This is a genomic window from Pseudazoarcus sp. NS34, from assembly GCF_059703725.1.
The window spans coordinates 12138-28410 of record NZ_BAAKIZ010000002.1 but is presented as its reverse complement, the minus strand read 5'-3'; the positions used below and the strand labels follow the sequence as shown (position 1 = coordinate 28410).

The following is a 16273-nucleotide window of genomic DNA, read 5'->3' as shown; positions in this document are numbered from 1 at the left end:
CAGGGCGCCGTGCGCCAGCGTGGGGGTTTTGCTAGAATCCGTGCGGTCTGCCGCTCCGGAAGCGCGCGATCATAGCACAGCGCCCCACGCCGGCCGAACGGCCTCCCCGCCTTGCCCCCTGCCCGGAATCGAATATGAGACGACTGCTCTGCGCCATCGCCCTGCTCACCCTCACTGGCATCGTCCAGGCCGCGAACCCGGTGGTCGAGCTGCACACCAACCGCGGCGTCATCACGCTCGAACTCGACGCCGAAAAGGCGCCGGTGACAGTCGAGAACTTCGTCGCCTATGTTCAAAGCGGTTTTTACGCCGACACGGTGTTTCATCGCGTCATCGACGGCTTCATGATCCAGGGCGGCGGCTTCGATCAGACCTTGCGCCAGAAGCCCACCCGCGCCGCGATCAAGAACGAAGCCACCAATGGCCTGAAGAACGCCACGGGCACCATCGCCATGGCCCGCACCAATGATCCGAACTCCGCCACCGCGCAGTTCTTCATCAACCTCGTCGACAACGCCGGGCTCGACTATCCCCGGCCCGATGGCCACGGCTATACCGTGTTCGGCCGCGTCACCGCCGGCATGGACGTGGTACGCGCCATTGCCAAAAGCCCGATACGCCGCGCCGGCATGCATCAGCATCTGCCAGCCGACCCCGTCGTGCTCGAACGCGCCGTGCTCAAAACACCCGCCAACTGAATCCCCTGGAGACACCATGAACGTCAAACTGCATACCAACCACGGCGTCATCACGCTTGAACTCGACGCCGAGAAAGCGCCCGCCACGGTCGAAAACTTCATCTCCTACGTGAAGGCCGGCCACTACGACAACACCGTGTTCCACCGCGTCATCAACAACTTCATGATCCAGGGCGGCGGTTTCGAACCCGGCATGAAGCAGAAGCCGACCGGCGAGCCGATTCAGAACGAAGCCGAAAACGGCCTCAAGAACGAGATGGGCACCGTCGCCATGGCCCGCACCCAGGCCCCGCATTCGGCTACTGCACAGTTCTTCATCAACGTCGCCGACAACACCTTTCTGAACTTCCGTTCGGCCGACATGCAGGGTTTCGGCTACTGCGTATTCGGTCGCGTCAGCGACGGCATGGATGTGGTCGAGAAGATCCGCAACGTTCGCACCGGCTCCAGCGGCTTTCATCAGGACGTGCCGGTCGAGGACGTCGTGATCGAGCGCGCCGAACTGGTCTGAGCCCGCTCCGCCCGGCCCGGTGAAAGCCCTCTTCATCTCCGACCTGCATCTGTCGGAAGACACGCCCGGCACGCTGGCAGCCTTCGACGCGCTGCTGGCGGGCCCGGCGCGTGGTGTGGATGAGCTCTACATCCTCGGTGACCTGTTCGAATACTGGGCCGGCGACGATGACGACACGCCGCTGGCGCGCCACGTTGCGAATGGCTTGAAGGAGCTTGCTGAGGACAGCATTCATCTTTTCTTTCTCGCCGGAAACCGTGACTTCCTGATCGGCGAGGCCTATGCCGCCTCGGCCGGCATGCAGCTGCTCGCCGAACCGACCGAAATCGAGCTCGACGGCGAGCGCGTGCTGCTCTCTCACGGCGACACCTTGTGCACCGACGACGTCGCCTATCAGGACTACCGCGCGATGGTGCGCGCTCCGGAATGGCAAGCCGGCTTTCTGGCTAAACCACTCGCCGAACGCCGCGCCTTCATCGACCATCTGCGCCAGCGCAGCAAGCAGGCCAAGAGCGAAAAGTCCATGGATATCATGGATGTGAACACGGCGTCCGTCGAAGACCTGCTGCGCGCGCACGGCCACCCGACACTGATCCACGGCCACACCCACCGCCCCGCGCGGCACCTGCACCACGTCGATGGACGTGAATGCGTGCGCTGGGTGTTGCCGGACTGGCACGACGACGCGCCGTATCTGATGTGGGATGATGCCCACGGTTTCATGACCGGCCGGGTGCGCGCCGACGACCAATGAAAAGGCCGCCCTCGGGCGGCCTTTTCATTCATGCGGCACAAGGGCGAACTCAGTTCGCCAAACCGCGCGCCAGATCAGCCTGGATGTCGTCCACGGACTCGAGCCCGACAGCCACGCGCAGCAAGCCGTCACCGATGCCGGCCGCAGCACGCGCTTCCGGCGAAATGCGGCCATGGGTGGTCGTTGCCGGGTGCGTGATGGTAGTCCGCGTATCGCCCAGATTGGCGGTGATCGACAGCATCTGCGTCGAGTCGACGACTTTCCACGCCGCATCACGCCCGCCCTTGACATCGAAGCTGACGATGGCGCCGCCAAAACCCATCTGCTGGCGCATGGCCAGCGCGTGCTGGCGGTGCGAGGCCAGGCCGGGGTAATAGACCCGCTCGATGCCCGCCTGGGCTTCCAGCCACGTGGCCAGTTTCAGCGCGGCAGCCGACTGTGCTTCCATGCGCAGGCGCAGGGTTTCCAGGCCTTTCAGAATGATCCAGGCGTTGAACGGCGAGATGCACGGACCGGCAGTGCGCAAGAACTTGAAAACCTCGTCGATAACCGCCTTGCCACCCACCACCGCACCGCCCAATACACGGCCCTGACCATCGAGATACTTGGTGGCGGAATGGATGACCACGTCCGCCCCCATCTCGAGCGGCCGCTGCAGCGCCGGCGTGCAGAAGCAGTTGTCCACGGCGAACAGCGCACCCGCTTCATGCGCAATCTCGCCGATGGCGGCGATGTCGACGACTTCGGTCAGCGGATTGGACGGCGTCTCGACGAAGAACAGTTTGGTGTTCGGACGTACCGCCTTGCGATAGGCATCCAGATCGGTCGCCGGCACCATGGTGGTCTCGATGCCGAAGCGCGACAGGATGTTGCCGAAAAGCTGCTGCGTGGCGCCGAACAGGCCCGTCGAAGCGATGATGTGCTCACCCGCCTTCATCGTGCCCATTACCAGCGCGAGGATGGCCGACATGCCCGACGATGTCGCCACGCAGGCCTCGCCGCCTTCGAGCGCAGCAAGGCGGTCCTGCATCATCGATACGGTCGGGTTGGTGAAACGGGCATACACCATGCCCTCCTCCGCGCCGGAAAAGCGCGCGGCGGCTTCGGCTGCACTGCCGAAGACAAAGCTGGAGGTCAGATACAGCGCTTCGCTGTGCTCGCCGAACTGGCTGCGAGTCGTGCCAGCCCGGACGGACAGCGTGTCAAAGTCGAATTCGTTCATCAGCGATACGATTTGGCCGCCGGCCTCAGTGGTCCTGATGGCCGACGACGAGGTTGAGGTCGAGCTGGGCATCGTCGTCATCCACGCTGCGGCTCTCGCCACGCTGGTTCTCGACACCGAACAGATATTCGGCGGTTACGTCGCCTGTCACGTAGCAGCCATCGAAACAGGAGGTCTCGAACACCGAGATCGCCGGATTCAGGGCCGTCACCGAAGCCTTGAGATCTTCCAGATCCTGATAGATCAGGCCGTCCGCGCCAATTTCGCGGCGGATCTCCTCTTCGTCGCGATCGGATGCAATCAGCTCACTGCGCGACGGCATGTCGATGCCGTACACGTTGGCGTAGCGCACCGGCGGCGCGGCCGAAGCCATATACACCTTACGCGCGCCGGCCTCGCGCGCCATCATCACGATCTCCCGACTGGTCGTACCGCGCACGATGGAATCGTCGACCAGCAACACGTTCTTGCCGGCGAATTCCTGCGGGATGGTGTTGAGTTTCTGGCGCACCGACTTACGCCGCACGGCCTGCCCCGGCATGATGAAAGTACGGCCGATATAGCGGTTCTTGACGAAGCCTTCGCGATACGGGAGACCAAGCTGGCTGGCCATTTCCATCGCCGACGGACGACTGGAATCGGGAATCGGAATAACCACATCGATGTGGATGTTGGGCTGAGTACGCTGCAGCTTGCGAGCCAGGAACTCGCCCATCTTGACGCGCGACTCGTACACCGAAATGCCATCGATGATGGAGTCAGGGCGGGCCAGATAGACGAACTCGAACATGCACGGCGCCTGCACCGTGTGCGGCGCGCATTGGCGGCTCTTGAAGTTGCCATCAAGATCGATCAGCACTGCTTCGCCCGGCGCGACGTCACGCACGGTGCGATAGCCGGTGACATCAACCGCGACCGACTCGGAAGCCACCATCCATTCGGTGCCATCTGCGACATCATTGCGCCCGACCACGAGCGGACGGATGCCATGCGGGTCACGGAAGGCCAGCAGGCCGTAGCCCGAGATCATCACCACTGCCGCATAGGCGCCACGACAGCGCCGATGCACGTTGGCCACCGCGCGGAAGACCGCCTCGTCATCGAGCTTGAAACCATTGGCGGCTGCCTGCAACTCGTGCGCCAGCACGTTGAGCAACACTTCGGAATCCGAGTTGGTGTTGATGTGACGCAGGTCCGACAGGAACAGCTCGCGCTTGAGCTCTTCGGCATTGGTCAGGTTGCCGTTATGCGCCAGCAGCAAGCCGAACGGCGAATTGACGTAGAACGGCTGCGCTTCAGCCGGGTTGCAGGCCGAACCGGCAGTGGGATAGCGCACATGGCCGATACCCCAGTCTCCCACCAGGTTGCGCATGTTGCGCGTACGGAAGGCGTCACGCACAAGGCCAGGCCCTTTGTGCATGTAGAACTTGCCACCGTCGGAGGTGGCGATACCGGCTGCATCCTGACCGCGATGCTGAAGCACCATCAGGCCGTCATACAGCAACTGGTTGACCGGGGATTTCGCGACGACCCCTAAGATTCCGCACATGGAGCAAACACCTATCTGAACCGAATTCTCTCGGCGACTACATCCGGCAGCCACGGCTTGGAAGCCACAACCGCCGTCTCGAGCGGCGGCGCGAACAGCGAATATTCCCACCAGGGTTCCTTCGCCATTCCGAGCATGCCACCCACCAACACCAACACAAACGCAATTGCCAGACCCCTGGCAATTCCGAAAAAGGTACCAAACATCCTGTCCGCCGGCCCCAGTCCGGCCGCGCGCAGCAGTTCGCGCAACAGAAAGCGCAGGATCGCCGCGAGCAATAGTACGCCGACGAAAATCAATGCGAAACCAGCGACCTGGCGCCACGCCGGCTCCGCGATGTGCGCCTCCAGCATGCCGGCAACTTCAGACGCATACAGCCAGGCTGCGCCCAGCGCAGCGACCCATGCAAGCAGCGCCACAACCTCGCTGACCAAGCCACGCCACAGACCGACCAGCGCAGAAAGCACGACCATGGCCAGCAGAACGTAGTCGAGAACGGTCATTCAGTGCTCAACGCGTCGTCACAACGCCGTCGAACGATGCACCACGCAGGCGCGCGATCATGGATTCGGCTTCGACACGCGACGCAAACGGCCCCATTCGCACTCGACTCACACCACCGGCGGTCTCAACAAAACTCTTGAATCCCTTGGCGGCCAGATCCGTCTGGCGGGTACGCGCCTTGGCGTCGTCACTGAAGGCGCCGATCTGCACCAGAAACTGCCCCGGCGCTTCCGGTGCCGAGCGCCCCTCAAGGATGGCGCGAGCACGCCGTGCCTCGGCACTTTCCTCTGCTGCGGGTTCGGGCTCTGCCTTGTGGGGCACGACGGTTGTCTTGGGGGGCGCCGGCGCGGGCATCTGCTCAGCAGGCTGCGGCTTGGTTTTCGGCTCGGACGTTTCCGGCTTGGGTATGGGGGCGGACGGCACTGACGGAGCAACCGCCGGGGACGACGGCTCGATCACGGCAGGCGCGGCAAGTTCGGCCGGCGCCTCCGCAACCGGCTCGACGATGGGGTCGCGGGCGCCAATGGGGCGCGCATCAACGGTGCGGTCGGGAATCGTGACCTGAATGTCGCTGACCGGCGGAGTCGGCTCGCCATCCATCACCATCGGCAACACGATGGCTGCGATCAGCGCAAGCGCAGCGGCGCCCACCAGACGGCGGCGCGAGCGTTTCTTGAGTTCGAGGTTGTCGTTATCAGACACGCAGAACACCCGCCTCAGGGCACTCGATTACGGCCATGACACCGGATACGGTCATGAAGGAGCCGAAGACCGCAATTCTATCATTGTCACCGGCAGTTTTCCGTGCCGCGCGATACGCCGCCGCGGGGTTTTCAAAGCACTGAATGTCGCCCTTCGCGCCACCCGCCCGCACCCGCTCGGAAAGCGCTTCGGCCGTCAATCCACGAGGTCCGTCGAGTGTGCACAGATACCAGTGATCGATGCGCTCGCGCAGTCGCTCGACCACGCCTTCGACATCCTTGTCCCCGTACATGCCCAGCACAGCCGAGGTTTCCGGGAAGAACCCCATACCGAACAGGTTTTCGGCGAGTACGCCAGCGGCCTGTACGTTGTGCGCGACGTCCAGCACGACCGCCGGCCGGCCCGGCAAGACCTGAAAACGGCCCGGCAACTCGACGTGCATGAAGCCCTCGCGCACGGCTTGCATGGCAACCGGCAAATGATCGCGCAGACAGTCAAGCGCTGTCAGCACAGCGGAAGCGTTGAGCAACTGATTGGCGCCACGCAGGGCGGGATAGCCCAGACCGCCGCGCCGTACGCGCCCTCCTTCGGTCTGAGCGGCTTGCTCCAGACGCCACCAGGCCCACTGCTGCCGATCGCCCGAACAGCCGAAGTCGCGGCCGCTGACCCACAGCTGCGCACCAATAGCGGCAGCGTGATCCAGCAAGGACGCGGGCGGCTGCGGGTCCCCGCAGATAGCCGGCAGGCCAGCCCGAAAGATACCGGCCTTCTCGAAGCCGATCTGTTCGCGGGTGTCGCCGAGATAATCCTGATGATCCATCGCCACGCCGGTGACGATGGCGCAGTCCGGTTCAATGGCGTTGACGGCGTCGAGGCGTCCGCCAAGCCCGACTTCCAGAATGGCCACCTCAACGCCCTCACGGCACAGGAGCCACCAGGCCGCCAGCGTACCATGCTCGAAGTAGGTCAGCGGCACGTCGCCGCGCGCCACTTCAACGGCACCGAATGCTTCGATCAGCGCACCATCATCGGCCTCACGACCGTCGACGCGTACGCGCTCGTTGAAGCGCAACAGATGGGGCGAGGTGTAGAGGCCGGTTCGGTAACCGGCCGCGCGCAGGATGGATTCCAGCATGGCGCAGGTAGAACCCTTGCCATTGGTGCCACCCACGGTGATGACGCGCGGATGTGCGGCACATTCCATCGCCTGCAGCACGGCAGCGACCCTCTCCAGCCCGAGCTGAATGGTCTGCGTGTGGCGCGTTTCAAGCAGCTCGAGCCAGGCGTCGAGCGTGCCGGGATAATTCATGTACGGACCGCCCGTCAGGCCTCCAGCACAGGCTGGCGCGTGAGCAACGCAATGACGCTGGCCAGCGTGTCACGCATTTCACGGCGATCGACGATCATGTCGATGGCGCCTTTCTCAAGCAGAAACTCGGAGCGCTGGAACCCTTCAGGCAGCGTCTCGCGCACGGTCTGTTCGATCACGCGCGGACCGGCAAAGCCGATCAGTGCGCCGGGCTCGGCAATCACCACGTCGCCCATGAAGGCAAAGCTGGCGGAAACGCCGCCCATGGTCGGATCGGTCAGCACCGTGATGAACGGCAGCCGACGTCGCGACAGACGGGTCAGACCAGCGTTGGTCTTGGCCATCTGCATCAGCGAAAACAGACTCTCCTGCATACGCGCACCGCCCGAAGCGGTAATGCAGATGAAGGGCGCGCGCAGCTCTTCGGCAGCACGAACGCCACGCATGAAGCGCTCACCGACCACCGAGCCCATCGAGCCGCCCATGAACTCGAACTCGAAGCATGCGACGACAACCGGCAGCCCCTGGATGGTGCCGCGCATCACGATCAGCGCATCATCCTCGCCCGTATCCCGCGTAGCGGACGAAAGCCGCTCGGTGTACTTGCGCGAATCCTTGAACTTGAGTGGATCAACCGGCATCACCGACATACCGACATCGCTGCGCCCTTGTTCGTCGAGCAGTTTGTCGAGACGGTCACGCGCGCGGATGCGCTGGTGGTGACCGCATTTCGGGCAAACCGAATGATTGCTGTCGAGGTCAGCGCGGTACAGCACGGCTTCGCACGCCGAGCACTTGCTCCACAGACCTTCAGGGATGGACTTCTTGGCAATACCGCCCTTGTTGATGCGCGGCGGGAGCAGCTTGGTCAACCAGCTCATTGGGCTACCTTCTCAAGTGCGTCGAGCGCATCGCGCAGACCGCGCACCAGCGTGGTGACACGCGTCGTCACTTCCTCGACGGGACTGTTTTCGATTTCTTCAATGATGCGACTGCCAACCACCACGGCATCGGCAAACTCACCCACGCGACGCGCCGATTCGGCATCACGGATACCAAACCCGACGCCAATAGGCAGACCGACACGGTCGCGGATCAGGGCCACACGATCGCGCACTTCGTCGAAGTTCACCGCACCGACACCGGTGACGCCTTTCAGCGACACGTAATAGATATAGCCACTGCCAGCCTCAGCGACGTCGCTGAAGCGCTGCTCCGACGAAGTCGGCGCCAACAGGAAGATCGGATCAAGACCGGCCTCGCGCACCGTCAGCGCAAAGTCACGACATTCCTCGGGCGGGTAATCCACCACCAGCACGCCATCCACTTCGGCCGCCATCGCACGCTCGACAAAGCCAGCTACGCCCATGGCCTCGATCGGATTGGCGTAGCCCATCAGCACGACCGGCGTACGCGTGTCGGTCTGGCGGAACTCGCGCACGGCGTCGATGACCTTGCGCAGGCTCATGCCACGCGCCAGGGCACGTTCGGAAGCGCGCTGAATGGTCGGGCCGTCGGCCATCGGATCGGAAAACGGAACCCCCAATTCGATGATGTCGGCGCCGCCCGCGACCAGCGCGTGCATCAGCGGCACCGTCAGCTCGGGCGCAGGATCGCCGGCCGTGATGAACGGGATCAGCGCGCGCCGACCGTTTTCCTTCAACTCTTTGAATACGTTCTGGATTCTGGACATGGTCTGCAAAAATGAACGGGCCGCGAACGGCCCGATGGAATCAGAGGGTCAAGCCCGAACGGTCTGCGACAGTGTGCATGTCCTTGTCGCCACGGCCGGACAGGTTGACGAGCAGGATCTTGTCAGCATCGAGCGTCGGCGCCAGCTTCATCGCGTAAGCGATGGCATGCGAACTCTCGAGCGCCGGAATGATGCCCTCGACACGGCACAGCGTATGGAAGGCTTCGAGCGCCTCGGCATCGGTGATGCCGACGTACTCGGCGCGCTGGCTGTCCTTCAGCCACGCATGCTCCGGACCGACGCCCGGATAATCCATGCCGGCTGAAATCGAATGGGTCTCGATGATCTGTCCGTCTTCGTTCTGCAGCAGATAGGTGCGGTTGCCGTGCAGTACGCCAGGGCGGCCGGCGGACAAGCTGGCCGAGTGGCGACCAGTCGGGATGCCGTCACCGGCAGCCTCGACGCCAATCAGACGAGCAGAAGGTACATCCAGGTACGGATGGAAGATACCCATGGCGTTGGAGCCGCCGCCCACACAGGCGAGGACGTAGTCCGGATGACGCCCGGTCAGCTCCGGCACCTGGGTCAGACATTCCTTGCCGATCACCGACTGGAAATCGCGCACCAGCATCGGGTACGGGTGCGGGCCGGCGACGGTGCCGATGATGTAGAAGGTGTTCTCGACGTTGGTGACCCAGTCACGCATCGCCTCGTTGAGGGCGTCCTTGAGCGTGCGCGAGCCGGACTCGACCGGCACTACCTTGGCGCCCAGCAGTTTCATGCGATAGACGTTGGCAGCCTGACGCTTGACGTCTTCGGCGCCCATGTACACCACGCACTCCATGCCGTAGCGCGCAGCAACGGTTGCCGACGCCACGCCGTGCTGCCCTGCCCCGGTCTCGGCGATCACGCGCGGCTTGCCCATACGGCGAGCCAGCATGGCCTGGCCGATGCAGTTGTTAACCTTGTGCGCGCCGGTATGGTTCAGATCTTCGCGCTTCAGATAGATGCGCGCACCACCGCACTTGGCCGTCAGCCGTTCGGCGAAATACACCGGGCTCGGACGACCGACGTAGTGTTTCAGCTCGTACTCGAACTCGGCGACAAAGGCCGGGTCACGCTGGGCCTCTTCGTAGGCCTGACGCAGTTCGGCCAGTGCCGGAATCAGGGTTTCCGAAACAAAGGCACCGCCGTACGGGCCGAAGTGACCACTGGGGTCCGGAAACGAATAGGGAGTGTCAGCCATCTGCATTACGAACTCCAGCAATGAACGCAGCGATGCGGGCTGCGCTCTTGATACCCTTGTCCACTTCCACACCGCTCGACACGTCGACCGCCCACGGGCGAATGCGGCGCACGGCTTCCCCGACATTGTCGGCATCCAGTCCGCCCGACAGGATCAAGCGCCGCCGATCCATCGAATCGGGGATCAGGGACCAATCGAAACGATGGCCCGTACCGCCGTAGGCGTCGGAAAAAGCATCCAGCAGGATGCCGGAAGACGATCGGTGCAAAGATGCGAATTCTAACAGATCGAACCCCTCGCGGACCCGCGCTGCTTTCAGCCAAGGACGACCGTGGCGTGCGCAATCGGCCTCCTCCTCATCGCCGTGAAACTGCAGTGCGTGCAGCGGCACCTGCGTCAGCACATCACACACGAACGCTTCTTCCGCGTTAACGAACAGGCCGACGACGCTGACGAACGGGGGCACTCGCTGAGCAAGCCTGGCAGCAAGCCCCGGCGCCACGAAGCGCGGGCTCCGGGGATAAAACACCAGTCCGATCGCGTCGGCACCCGCTTGGACAGCGGCGTCGACGTCTTCAGGGCGGGTCAGACCACAGATCTTGATGCGGGTTCGGGACATTCAGACAACCGGAAAGCGAGGCATGACGATGATACGCCCATCGTCGGGGAGCGGCCATCCGGCGGGGTAATCGACCCCACACAAGTAGAGCCCGCCAGCCGGAAAGGTCGGCGCGGCCACGCTGCGATCGCGCGCCACGAGAACCTCCTTGATCCACTCCGGCGGACGCGTCCCTTTGCCGACCATGACCAATGCCCCGACCAGATTCCGCACCATGTGATGCAGAAAGCCGTTGGCATGAAAATCGAACAGCAGAAAGTCGCCGTCACGCTGCACACGCGCTTGATGCATCAGTCGCATCGGCGTTTTCCCCTGACACCCCGTCGCCCGGAACGACGTGAAGTCATGCCAGCCAAGCAAGGCTTGGGCAGCAGCATCCATCACTCCCGCATCCAGTGGCAGATGGAACCAACCGACACGCCCTGCGAGCAAGGCCGGACGCGTACGGGAAACATGAAGCACGTAGCGATAGCGACGCGCCATTGCGGAAAACCGGGAGTGAAAATCGTCGTTCACCGGCTGCGCCCAACGCACCGTCACAGGCACTCTGAGGTGAGCATTTACGCCACGCACCCAGGCGTTTAGCGGGCGCGTGGCATCACAATCGAAATGGGCAACCTGGGCGGTGGCGTGCACACCGGTGTCTGTGCGCCCGGCGCAATGCAGCCGGATCGGCTGGCCCGCAATCGCCGAAATCGCTCGCTCCAGATGGTCCTGCACCGTTCGACCGTGTTGCTGGCTCTGCCAACCCTCGAAAGCATCGCCTGCGTACTCGACCCCCAATGCAATTCTCACGACAACCCCCACCACACCCAAGCCGCCACGGCAAATACCAGCACACCCACGACCACGCGGTCCAACGTTCGGAATGGCTCCCTGCCTACCTCAATCACGTCATGCAGATCATTGCTGTCATCACGAATCCAGTCCTGCCACTTCGGGGGCTTTTCAGCCTCCACCGAGCGCAAGACCAGCAAGGTTCGCACCGCCACCCGATCAGCGGGAAAACCGATCACGCCGAATGGGCGCATTAACGCGTGAATGGCCCCAATCAGCCGCTGCGGAGGCATGCGTTCGAGCAATAGCGAAACCAGCAGCACCACGACCAGCACACGAGCGGCATGCTCGTAGGCCAGCCACACGCCTTCGCGCGAAGGACTCAGTCGCGGCCAATCGACAAACAGGGCTTCGCCGGGTGTGAAGCCAGCAAACAGGATGACGATCGCTAACACGATGAAGCGCACGCGCTTCACCAGACGCTTGCTGCGCTCAGGGGCAAAGACCGCTCCTAGGATGGCGCTCAGGCAGAGCGCCACCGTAAGCGGCAGCACCTCAAGAAACTGAAGGCCCGCGACGACGGCGAGCCAAAGGAAGACCTGCAGACCGGAATGCATGTAAACGAATCAGCCGGCGGGGCCGAATCCTCGGACACCGCCGGCGACCTTAGTGACACACCTCATGCGAGGCGTTCGAGCATGCGCTGGGCCTCCTCGCGCTGCTCGTCGGAGCCGTCTTTGACGACTTCATCGAGCAACTCGCGGGCGCCCTCGCGATCTCCCATTTCATCATAAGCACGCGCGAGCTCGAGCTTGGTCTCCATCTCGCGTTGCACGTCCTGCGCATCGAACTGCGGCACTGCGGCCGTCTCATCCGCATCCGCGTCCGAAGTCGAGCCAGCCTGCGCCGGTACGACTTCATCAACCGGGGACGCCACTTCGGCGTCAGGCGTTGCGGGCAGGTCGAGGTCCAAGTCGATCGACGTCAAATCCATACCATCAGCGGCTTCAGGCTTGACGGACGGAGGCGGCGTCAGGTCCAGATCGAAATCAAGGAGATTCGCATCGAACTCGGTCCGCTCAAGGTCCATCACCGTCTCTTCTTCCTCGATCGGCTCATCGAGAGCATCCGCAGGCGGAGGCGGCGGTTCAACAGGAGCATCCTGCACAGGCTCGGACTGTGCGGACGGCGCGTCCTCACCGAGGTCGAGATCAAAACTGATCATGTTGTCGTCTTGCAGCGGCGACTCGGCGGCCGGTTGCGCCGCAACGTCCTGGTCAGCCTTTTCAAGCTCGTCAAAATCAAAGTCGAGCGCCGGCGATTCTTCCGCACCGGAAATCTCCGGAGCGTCCATCGATTCGTCAGGAACAAATCCGGCAATATCCAGCTCCGCCTGGGGGCCCAGATCGGGCAGGTCGAGTTCGCTCTGATCCAGACCGATGTGCGTGTCCTCAAGCCGGTTGGCCGGGGCTGCCGAAACGGAGGCAGCCATTGCGCCACCAGCAGCCAGAGCGGCACCAGCTCCGGCGCCAGCCACATCAGTCGACTCCGCGTACAGAGGATTGTCGGGATCAAGCTTGCGTCCCATTGCCGCCGCCTTCTGCCAATCACCACCTTCACCACCGGTGCGTGAATACAGATCGGTCGCGATCACCTCGAACTGACGGCGGTCCCCGCGCTGCACATAGACTTCAAGCAGCTTGAGGTAAATCGCGTGACGTGATGCATCCACTTTGAGCGCATCAAGCAAGATCTCTTCGGCCTGGGCGTCCCGGCCATAGGCCAGATAAACATCAGCCTCGGCAACCGGGTCGACCCCTTCATCCGCATCAATGGCTGACAGACCTGTCTGGCTGAAGTCCGTATCCATGACGCTGGTGTTGCTGTCGGTATCAACGCTCTCGCCGCCCGGGTGGTTGACCACGGACAACGGCTCTGCGGGTTCATCGAGCTCGTGCTGCGAAATGCCGTCGAATTCCTGCGCTTCGCGACGACGGCGCGCCGCACGCAAACCAAGCAGCGCCAACAGGCCGACGACCAGTGCACCAATAGCGAGCAGCAGCGGATTGGCGGTAATGCGTTCCATCAGGCCCGGCTCAGACATCGGCATGGGCGCCGGCACGGGCGGCGCAGGCGGCGCAGCAGGAGCAGGTGCTACGGTTGCGGGAGCCGGCGGCTCGGTCGGAGCAGCAGACGGGTCAAGAGGAGCGGATTCGCCGGCCGGAATTTCATCACTCTGCAAGCGCGCGATTACCGAGTCGCGAATGTCGATGATGCCCTGCTGATCGGAAACGGTCTGCTCAAGCTCCGCCAGACGCGAACGCATTTCTTCGAATTCGCGCTGCAACACGTAAAGATCTTCTTCGGCAATCGAAGCAGAACGCGGCGAGCCTTCCCCATTCACTGGCCCGCTGGCGCTCCCATCGCTCGGGGCACGTGTTCCCGAAACCTGCACCTGATCGATCGGCGCTTCTTCACGCACAATTTCTTCAACGCGCGGCTCTACGCGACCGGCACTTTCGCGGGTGGCTTCACGCTCACGTGTAGGGGCACGCGCCGAAACGGCGGCAGCCACACGATTACGATAGGCTTCGAATTCGGCAGACTGAGCCTGCACTTCGCGCCGTGCGTCTTCCGCCGAGATGGCGGCAACCGCGATATCGTCAGGCACCGTCAGGGATTCCCCGGCGCGCAATCGGTTGATGTTGCCATCCGCAAAAGCGTCAGGGTTTTCACGCAACAACGCCACCAACATCTGCTCAAGCTGTGCGTTCGGAGGCAAATAATCGAGCGCGATTCGATGCAGGGTTTCGCCACGGCGCACGACGTGCCGGGCATCGCCCGGCATTGCTTGCGTGTTGCGGGCCGAGGCAACCGGACGCGCCGGAGCAGAAGCTACGGCCGGAGCGGGTCGCATATCAACCGGGTCAAGCAGAAAGGTGTATTCGCGCAACAGGCTGCCCGAAGCCCAGCGCAACTCCACCAGCACATCCATGAACGGCTCATTGACGACACGCGAACTGCTCAGACGTATCACCGAACGACTACCGCGGCGCTCGACTTTCAATTCAAGCTCCGGCATCAGCGCCGAATACTCGAGATTGGCTCGCCTGAAAGCTTCAGGTGACGGCACTGATGCCGTCATCCCATCCAGCTCTTGAGGTGTTGCGTGAAGTTCTATTTCGGCCCGCAAGGGTTGGCCGAGGGCGCTGAAAACATTGAGCCCACCGAGTCCCGCAGCATTTGCCTGAAAAGGCATCACGGCGGCAATGGCAGTCGCAAGGACGGTAAGCTTGAGCGATTTTTTCATAGCGGTCGTCGTGTGAAGCACCCGGTAGAAGAAAAGACGGCCAGGGGGCAGAACCCGCGTGGATATGCCTTTATTGGAGGCATGTTCAGCGCAATCTAGCATCTTCTTTAACTTCGCGCAGCAACTTGCGCTTCCAATTGGCATTTTCAGCAAAAAGTGCCACACGGAAACCACACTGCGACCGACAGGGCGGAAGTGGCTCGAACGGCCACCCCCGCACCAATGGGAATACTCAGCGCTCGAGCAGAATGCCGAGCATACGACGCAGAGGCTCGGCAGCACCCCAGAGAAGCTGGTCGCCAACGGTGAAAGCGCCCAGATATTCCGGGCCCATCGCCATCTTGTGCAGTCTGCCGACCGGAATGGACAAGGTGCCGGTTACAGCCGCCGGTGTGAGCTCACGCTCGGTGACTTCGCGCTCGTTGGGCACGACCTTCACCCATTCATTTGCACTCTCAATGATTTTGCTCACTTCATCGAGCGGGATATCTTTCTTCAACTTGATCGTCAAAGCTTGCGAATGGCAACGCATTGCACCAATGCGCACGCACAGCCCGTCGATCGGCACGCTACCAGAGCTGCGGAACGGAGGATTGCCGAGAATCTTGTTGCATTCGGCGCCACCCTTCCATTCTTCTTTCGACTGGCCGTGCTCAACCGGCACGTCAATCCACGGAATGAGGCTGCCGGCCAACGCAGCACCGCGGAAATTCTGTACCGGAAAGTCCGGCGAACGCATGGTCTCGATAACCTTGCGGTCGATATCCAGAATGGCCGAACGCGGATCGGCCAACTCATCGGCCACTGCGTCACGCAGCATCCCCATCTGCGAAATGAGGTCGCGCATATTCTGCGCGCCTGCGCCTGAGGCCGCCTGATAGGTCATGGCCGAAACCCACTCGACCACACCTGCCTTGAACAAGCCGCCCAGCCCCATCAACATCAGGGAGACCGTGCAGTTGCCACCAATCCAGTTACGACCGCCCTTGTCCAGCGCAGCGTCGATGACATGACGGTTTACGGGATCGAGGACGATCACCGCATCATCTGCCATGCGCAAGGCACTAGCAGCATCGATCCAGTGGCCGTCCCAGCCGGCGGCGCGCAGCTTGGGGAAGACTTCCTTGGTGTAGTCGCCGCCCTGGCAGGTCACGATGATGTCGCAGGCCGACAATGCATTGATGTCCGTCGCATCCTGCAACGTACCAGCGCCCTGCTTGCCGCCGAACACCGGCGCCTTGCCTCCGGCATTCGAAGTCGAGAAATACACCGGCTCGATGCGGGCGAAATCACCCTCTTCTTCCATGCGCTGCATCAGCACGGAACCCACCATGCCACGCCAGCCAACCAGACCCACCTTGTTCATTTCACTTCCCCTG

At 62.7% G+C, this 16273-nt stretch carries 16 protein-coding genes; 3 read left to right on the top strand and 13 right to left on the bottom strand.

Annotated features, from left to right (window positions below; all coding sequences use genetic code 11):
* Positions 1-134 precede the first annotated feature (134 nt).
* From AC6H0N_RS06460 to AC6H0N_RS06450, 3 genes are read left to right on the top strand one after another with little or no spacing between them, the layout of a single operon-like run.
* Positions 135-698: a peptidylprolyl isomerase gene (locus tag AC6H0N_RS06460; protein WP_497573276.1), complete on the top strand. Its 564-nt coding sequence runs from the start codon at positions 135-137 to the stop codon at positions 696-698.
* A gap of 16 nt (positions 699-714) precedes the next feature.
* Entirely contained in the window at positions 715-1209 is a 495-nt protein-coding gene (locus tag AC6H0N_RS06455) for a peptidylprolyl isomerase (protein WP_497573275.1), read from the top strand.
* Between the two features lie 19 nt (positions 1210-1228).
* Entirely contained in the window at positions 1229-1963 is a 735-nt protein-coding gene (locus AC6H0N_RS06450; protein ID WP_497573274.1) for a UDP-2,3-diacylglucosamine diphosphatase, read from the top strand.
* A gap of 49 nt (positions 1964-2012) precedes the next feature.
* Here AC6H0N_RS06450 and AC6H0N_RS06445 read toward each other — a convergent pair whose 3' ends face one another.
* The 13 genes from AC6H0N_RS06445 to asd all read right to left on the bottom strand — a co-directional run bounded on the left by AC6H0N_RS06445 (position 2013) and on the right by asd (position 16260).
* A complete protein-coding gene (locus AC6H0N_RS06445) occupies positions 2013-3185 on the bottom strand; it encodes an O-succinylhomoserine sulfhydrylase (RefSeq protein ID WP_497573273.1) in 1173 nt (390 codons plus the stop codon).
* A gap of 25 nt (positions 3186-3210) precedes the next feature.
* Positions 3211-4734 carry an amidophosphoribosyltransferase gene (purF, locus tag AC6H0N_RS06440; RefSeq protein WP_497573272.1) on the bottom strand — a complete coding sequence of 508 codons (1524 nt, stop codon included), beginning with the start codon at positions 4732-4734 and terminating at the stop codon, positions 3211-3213.
* Between the two features lie 11 nt (positions 4735-4745).
* Positions 4746-5237: a CvpA family protein gene (locus AC6H0N_RS06435; RefSeq protein ID WP_497573271.1), complete on the bottom strand. Its 492-nt coding sequence runs from the start codon at positions 5235-5237 to the stop codon at positions 4746-4748.
* A gap of 7 nt (positions 5238-5244) precedes the next feature.
* Positions 5245-5940 carry an SPOR domain-containing protein gene (locus AC6H0N_RS06430; RefSeq protein ID WP_497573270.1) on the bottom strand — a complete coding sequence of 232 codons (696 nt, stop codon included), beginning with the start codon at positions 5938-5940 and terminating at the stop codon, positions 5245-5247.
* A complete protein-coding gene (gene folC, locus AC6H0N_RS06425) occupies positions 5933-7249 on the bottom strand; it encodes a bifunctional tetrahydrofolate synthase/dihydrofolate synthase (protein WP_497573269.1) in 1317 nt (438 codons plus the stop codon). The genes AC6H0N_RS06430 and folC overlap by 8 nt, the downstream gene beginning before the upstream one ends.
* Before the next feature lie 14 nt (positions 7250-7263).
* Positions 7264-8130, bottom strand: a complete 867-nt coding sequence (gene accD / locus AC6H0N_RS06420; RefSeq protein ID WP_497573268.1) for an acetyl-CoA carboxylase, carboxyltransferase subunit beta — start codon at positions 8128-8130, stop codon at positions 7264-7266.
* Positions 8127-8942, bottom strand: a complete 816-nt coding sequence (trpA, locus tag AC6H0N_RS06415) for a tryptophan synthase subunit alpha (protein WP_497573267.1) — start codon at positions 8940-8942, stop codon at positions 8127-8129. Before trpA ends, accD begins: the two co-directional genes overlap by 4 nt.
* A 40-nt stretch (positions 8943-8982) precedes the next feature.
* Positions 8983-10194, bottom strand: coding sequence for a tryptophan synthase subunit beta (gene trpB / locus AC6H0N_RS06410; protein WP_497573266.1), 1212 nt, complete (start codon positions 10192-10194; stop codon positions 8983-8985).
* Complete coding sequence (locus tag AC6H0N_RS06405; RefSeq protein ID WP_497573265.1) at positions 10181-10807, bottom strand: phosphoribosylanthranilate isomerase; 627 nt, start codon at positions 10805-10807, stop codon at positions 10181-10183. Before AC6H0N_RS06405 ends, trpB begins: the two co-directional genes overlap by 14 nt.
* Positions 10808-11602 carry a tRNA pseudouridine(38-40) synthase TruA gene (gene truA / locus AC6H0N_RS06400; RefSeq protein WP_497573264.1) on the bottom strand — a complete coding sequence of 265 codons (795 nt, stop codon included), beginning with the start codon at positions 11600-11602 and terminating at the stop codon, positions 10808-10810. It lies immediately after the preceding gene.
* Complete coding sequence (locus tag AC6H0N_RS06395; RefSeq protein WP_497573263.1) at positions 11599-12201, bottom strand: CbiQ family ECF transporter T component; 603 nt, start codon at positions 12199-12201, stop codon at positions 11599-11601. Before AC6H0N_RS06395 ends, truA begins: the two co-directional genes overlap by 4 nt.
* A gap of 62 nt (positions 12202-12263) precedes the next feature.
* A complete protein-coding gene (locus AC6H0N_RS06390) occupies positions 12264-15059 on the bottom strand; it encodes a motility hub landmark protein FimV (protein WP_497573262.1) in 2796 nt (931 codons plus the stop codon).
* A 67-nt stretch (positions 15060-15126) separates the two neighbouring features.
* Positions 15127-16260 (bottom strand): aspartate-semialdehyde dehydrogenase, encoded by a 1134-nt coding sequence (asd, locus tag AC6H0N_RS06385; protein ID WP_497573971.1) that lies wholly within the window; start codon positions 16258-16260, stop codon positions 15127-15129.
* Between the last annotated feature and the right edge of the window lie 13 nt (positions 16261-16273).

What these genes read in the sequence shown, in the direction of transcription:
- folC (WP_497573269.1), bottom strand. Translation starts at nt 7,249, where the DNA reads ATGAATTATCCCGGCACGCTCGACGCCTGGCTCGAGCTGCTTGAAACG.
- AC6H0N_RS06405 (WP_497573265.1), bottom strand. Translation starts at nt 10,807, where the DNA reads ATGTCCCGAACCCGCATCAAGATCTGTGGTCTGACCCGCCCTGAAGAC.
- AC6H0N_RS06455 (WP_497573275.1), top strand. Translation starts at nt 715, where the DNA reads ATGAACGTCAAACTGCATACCAACCACGGCGTCATCACGCTTGAACTC.
- trpB (WP_497573266.1), bottom strand. Translation starts at nt 10,194, where the DNA reads ATGCAGATGGCTGACACTCCCTATTCGTTTCCGGACCCCAGTGGTCAC.
- trpA (WP_497573267.1), bottom strand. Translation starts at nt 8,942, where the DNA reads ATGTCCAGAATCCAGAACGTATTCAAAGAGTTGAAGGAAAACGGTCGG.
- asd (WP_497573971.1), bottom strand. Translation starts at nt 16,260, where the DNA reads ATGAACAAGGTGGGTCTGGTTGGCTGGCGTGGCATGGTGGGTTCCGTG.
- AC6H0N_RS06435 (WP_497573271.1), bottom strand. Translation starts at nt 5,237, where the DNA reads ATGACCGTTCTCGACTACGTTCTGCTGGCCATGGTCGTGCTTTCTGCG.
- AC6H0N_RS06395 (WP_497573263.1), bottom strand. Translation starts at nt 12,201, where the DNA reads ATGCATTCCGGTCTGCAGGTCTTCCTTTGGCTCGCCGTCGTCGCGGGC.
- purF (WP_497573272.1), bottom strand. Translation starts at nt 4,734, where the DNA reads ATGTGCGGAATCTTAGGGGTCGTCGCGAAATCCCCGGTCAACCAGTTG.
- accD (WP_497573268.1), bottom strand. Translation starts at nt 8,130, where the DNA reads ATGAGCTGGTTGACCAAGCTGCTCCCGCCGCGCATCAACAAGGGCGGT.
- AC6H0N_RS06460 (WP_497573276.1), top strand. Translation starts at nt 135, where the DNA reads ATGAGACGACTGCTCTGCGCCATCGCCCTGCTCACCCTCACTGGCATC.
- AC6H0N_RS06445 (WP_497573273.1), bottom strand. Translation starts at nt 3,185, where the DNA reads ATGAACGAATTCGACTTTGACACGCTGTCCGTCCGGGCTGGCACGACT.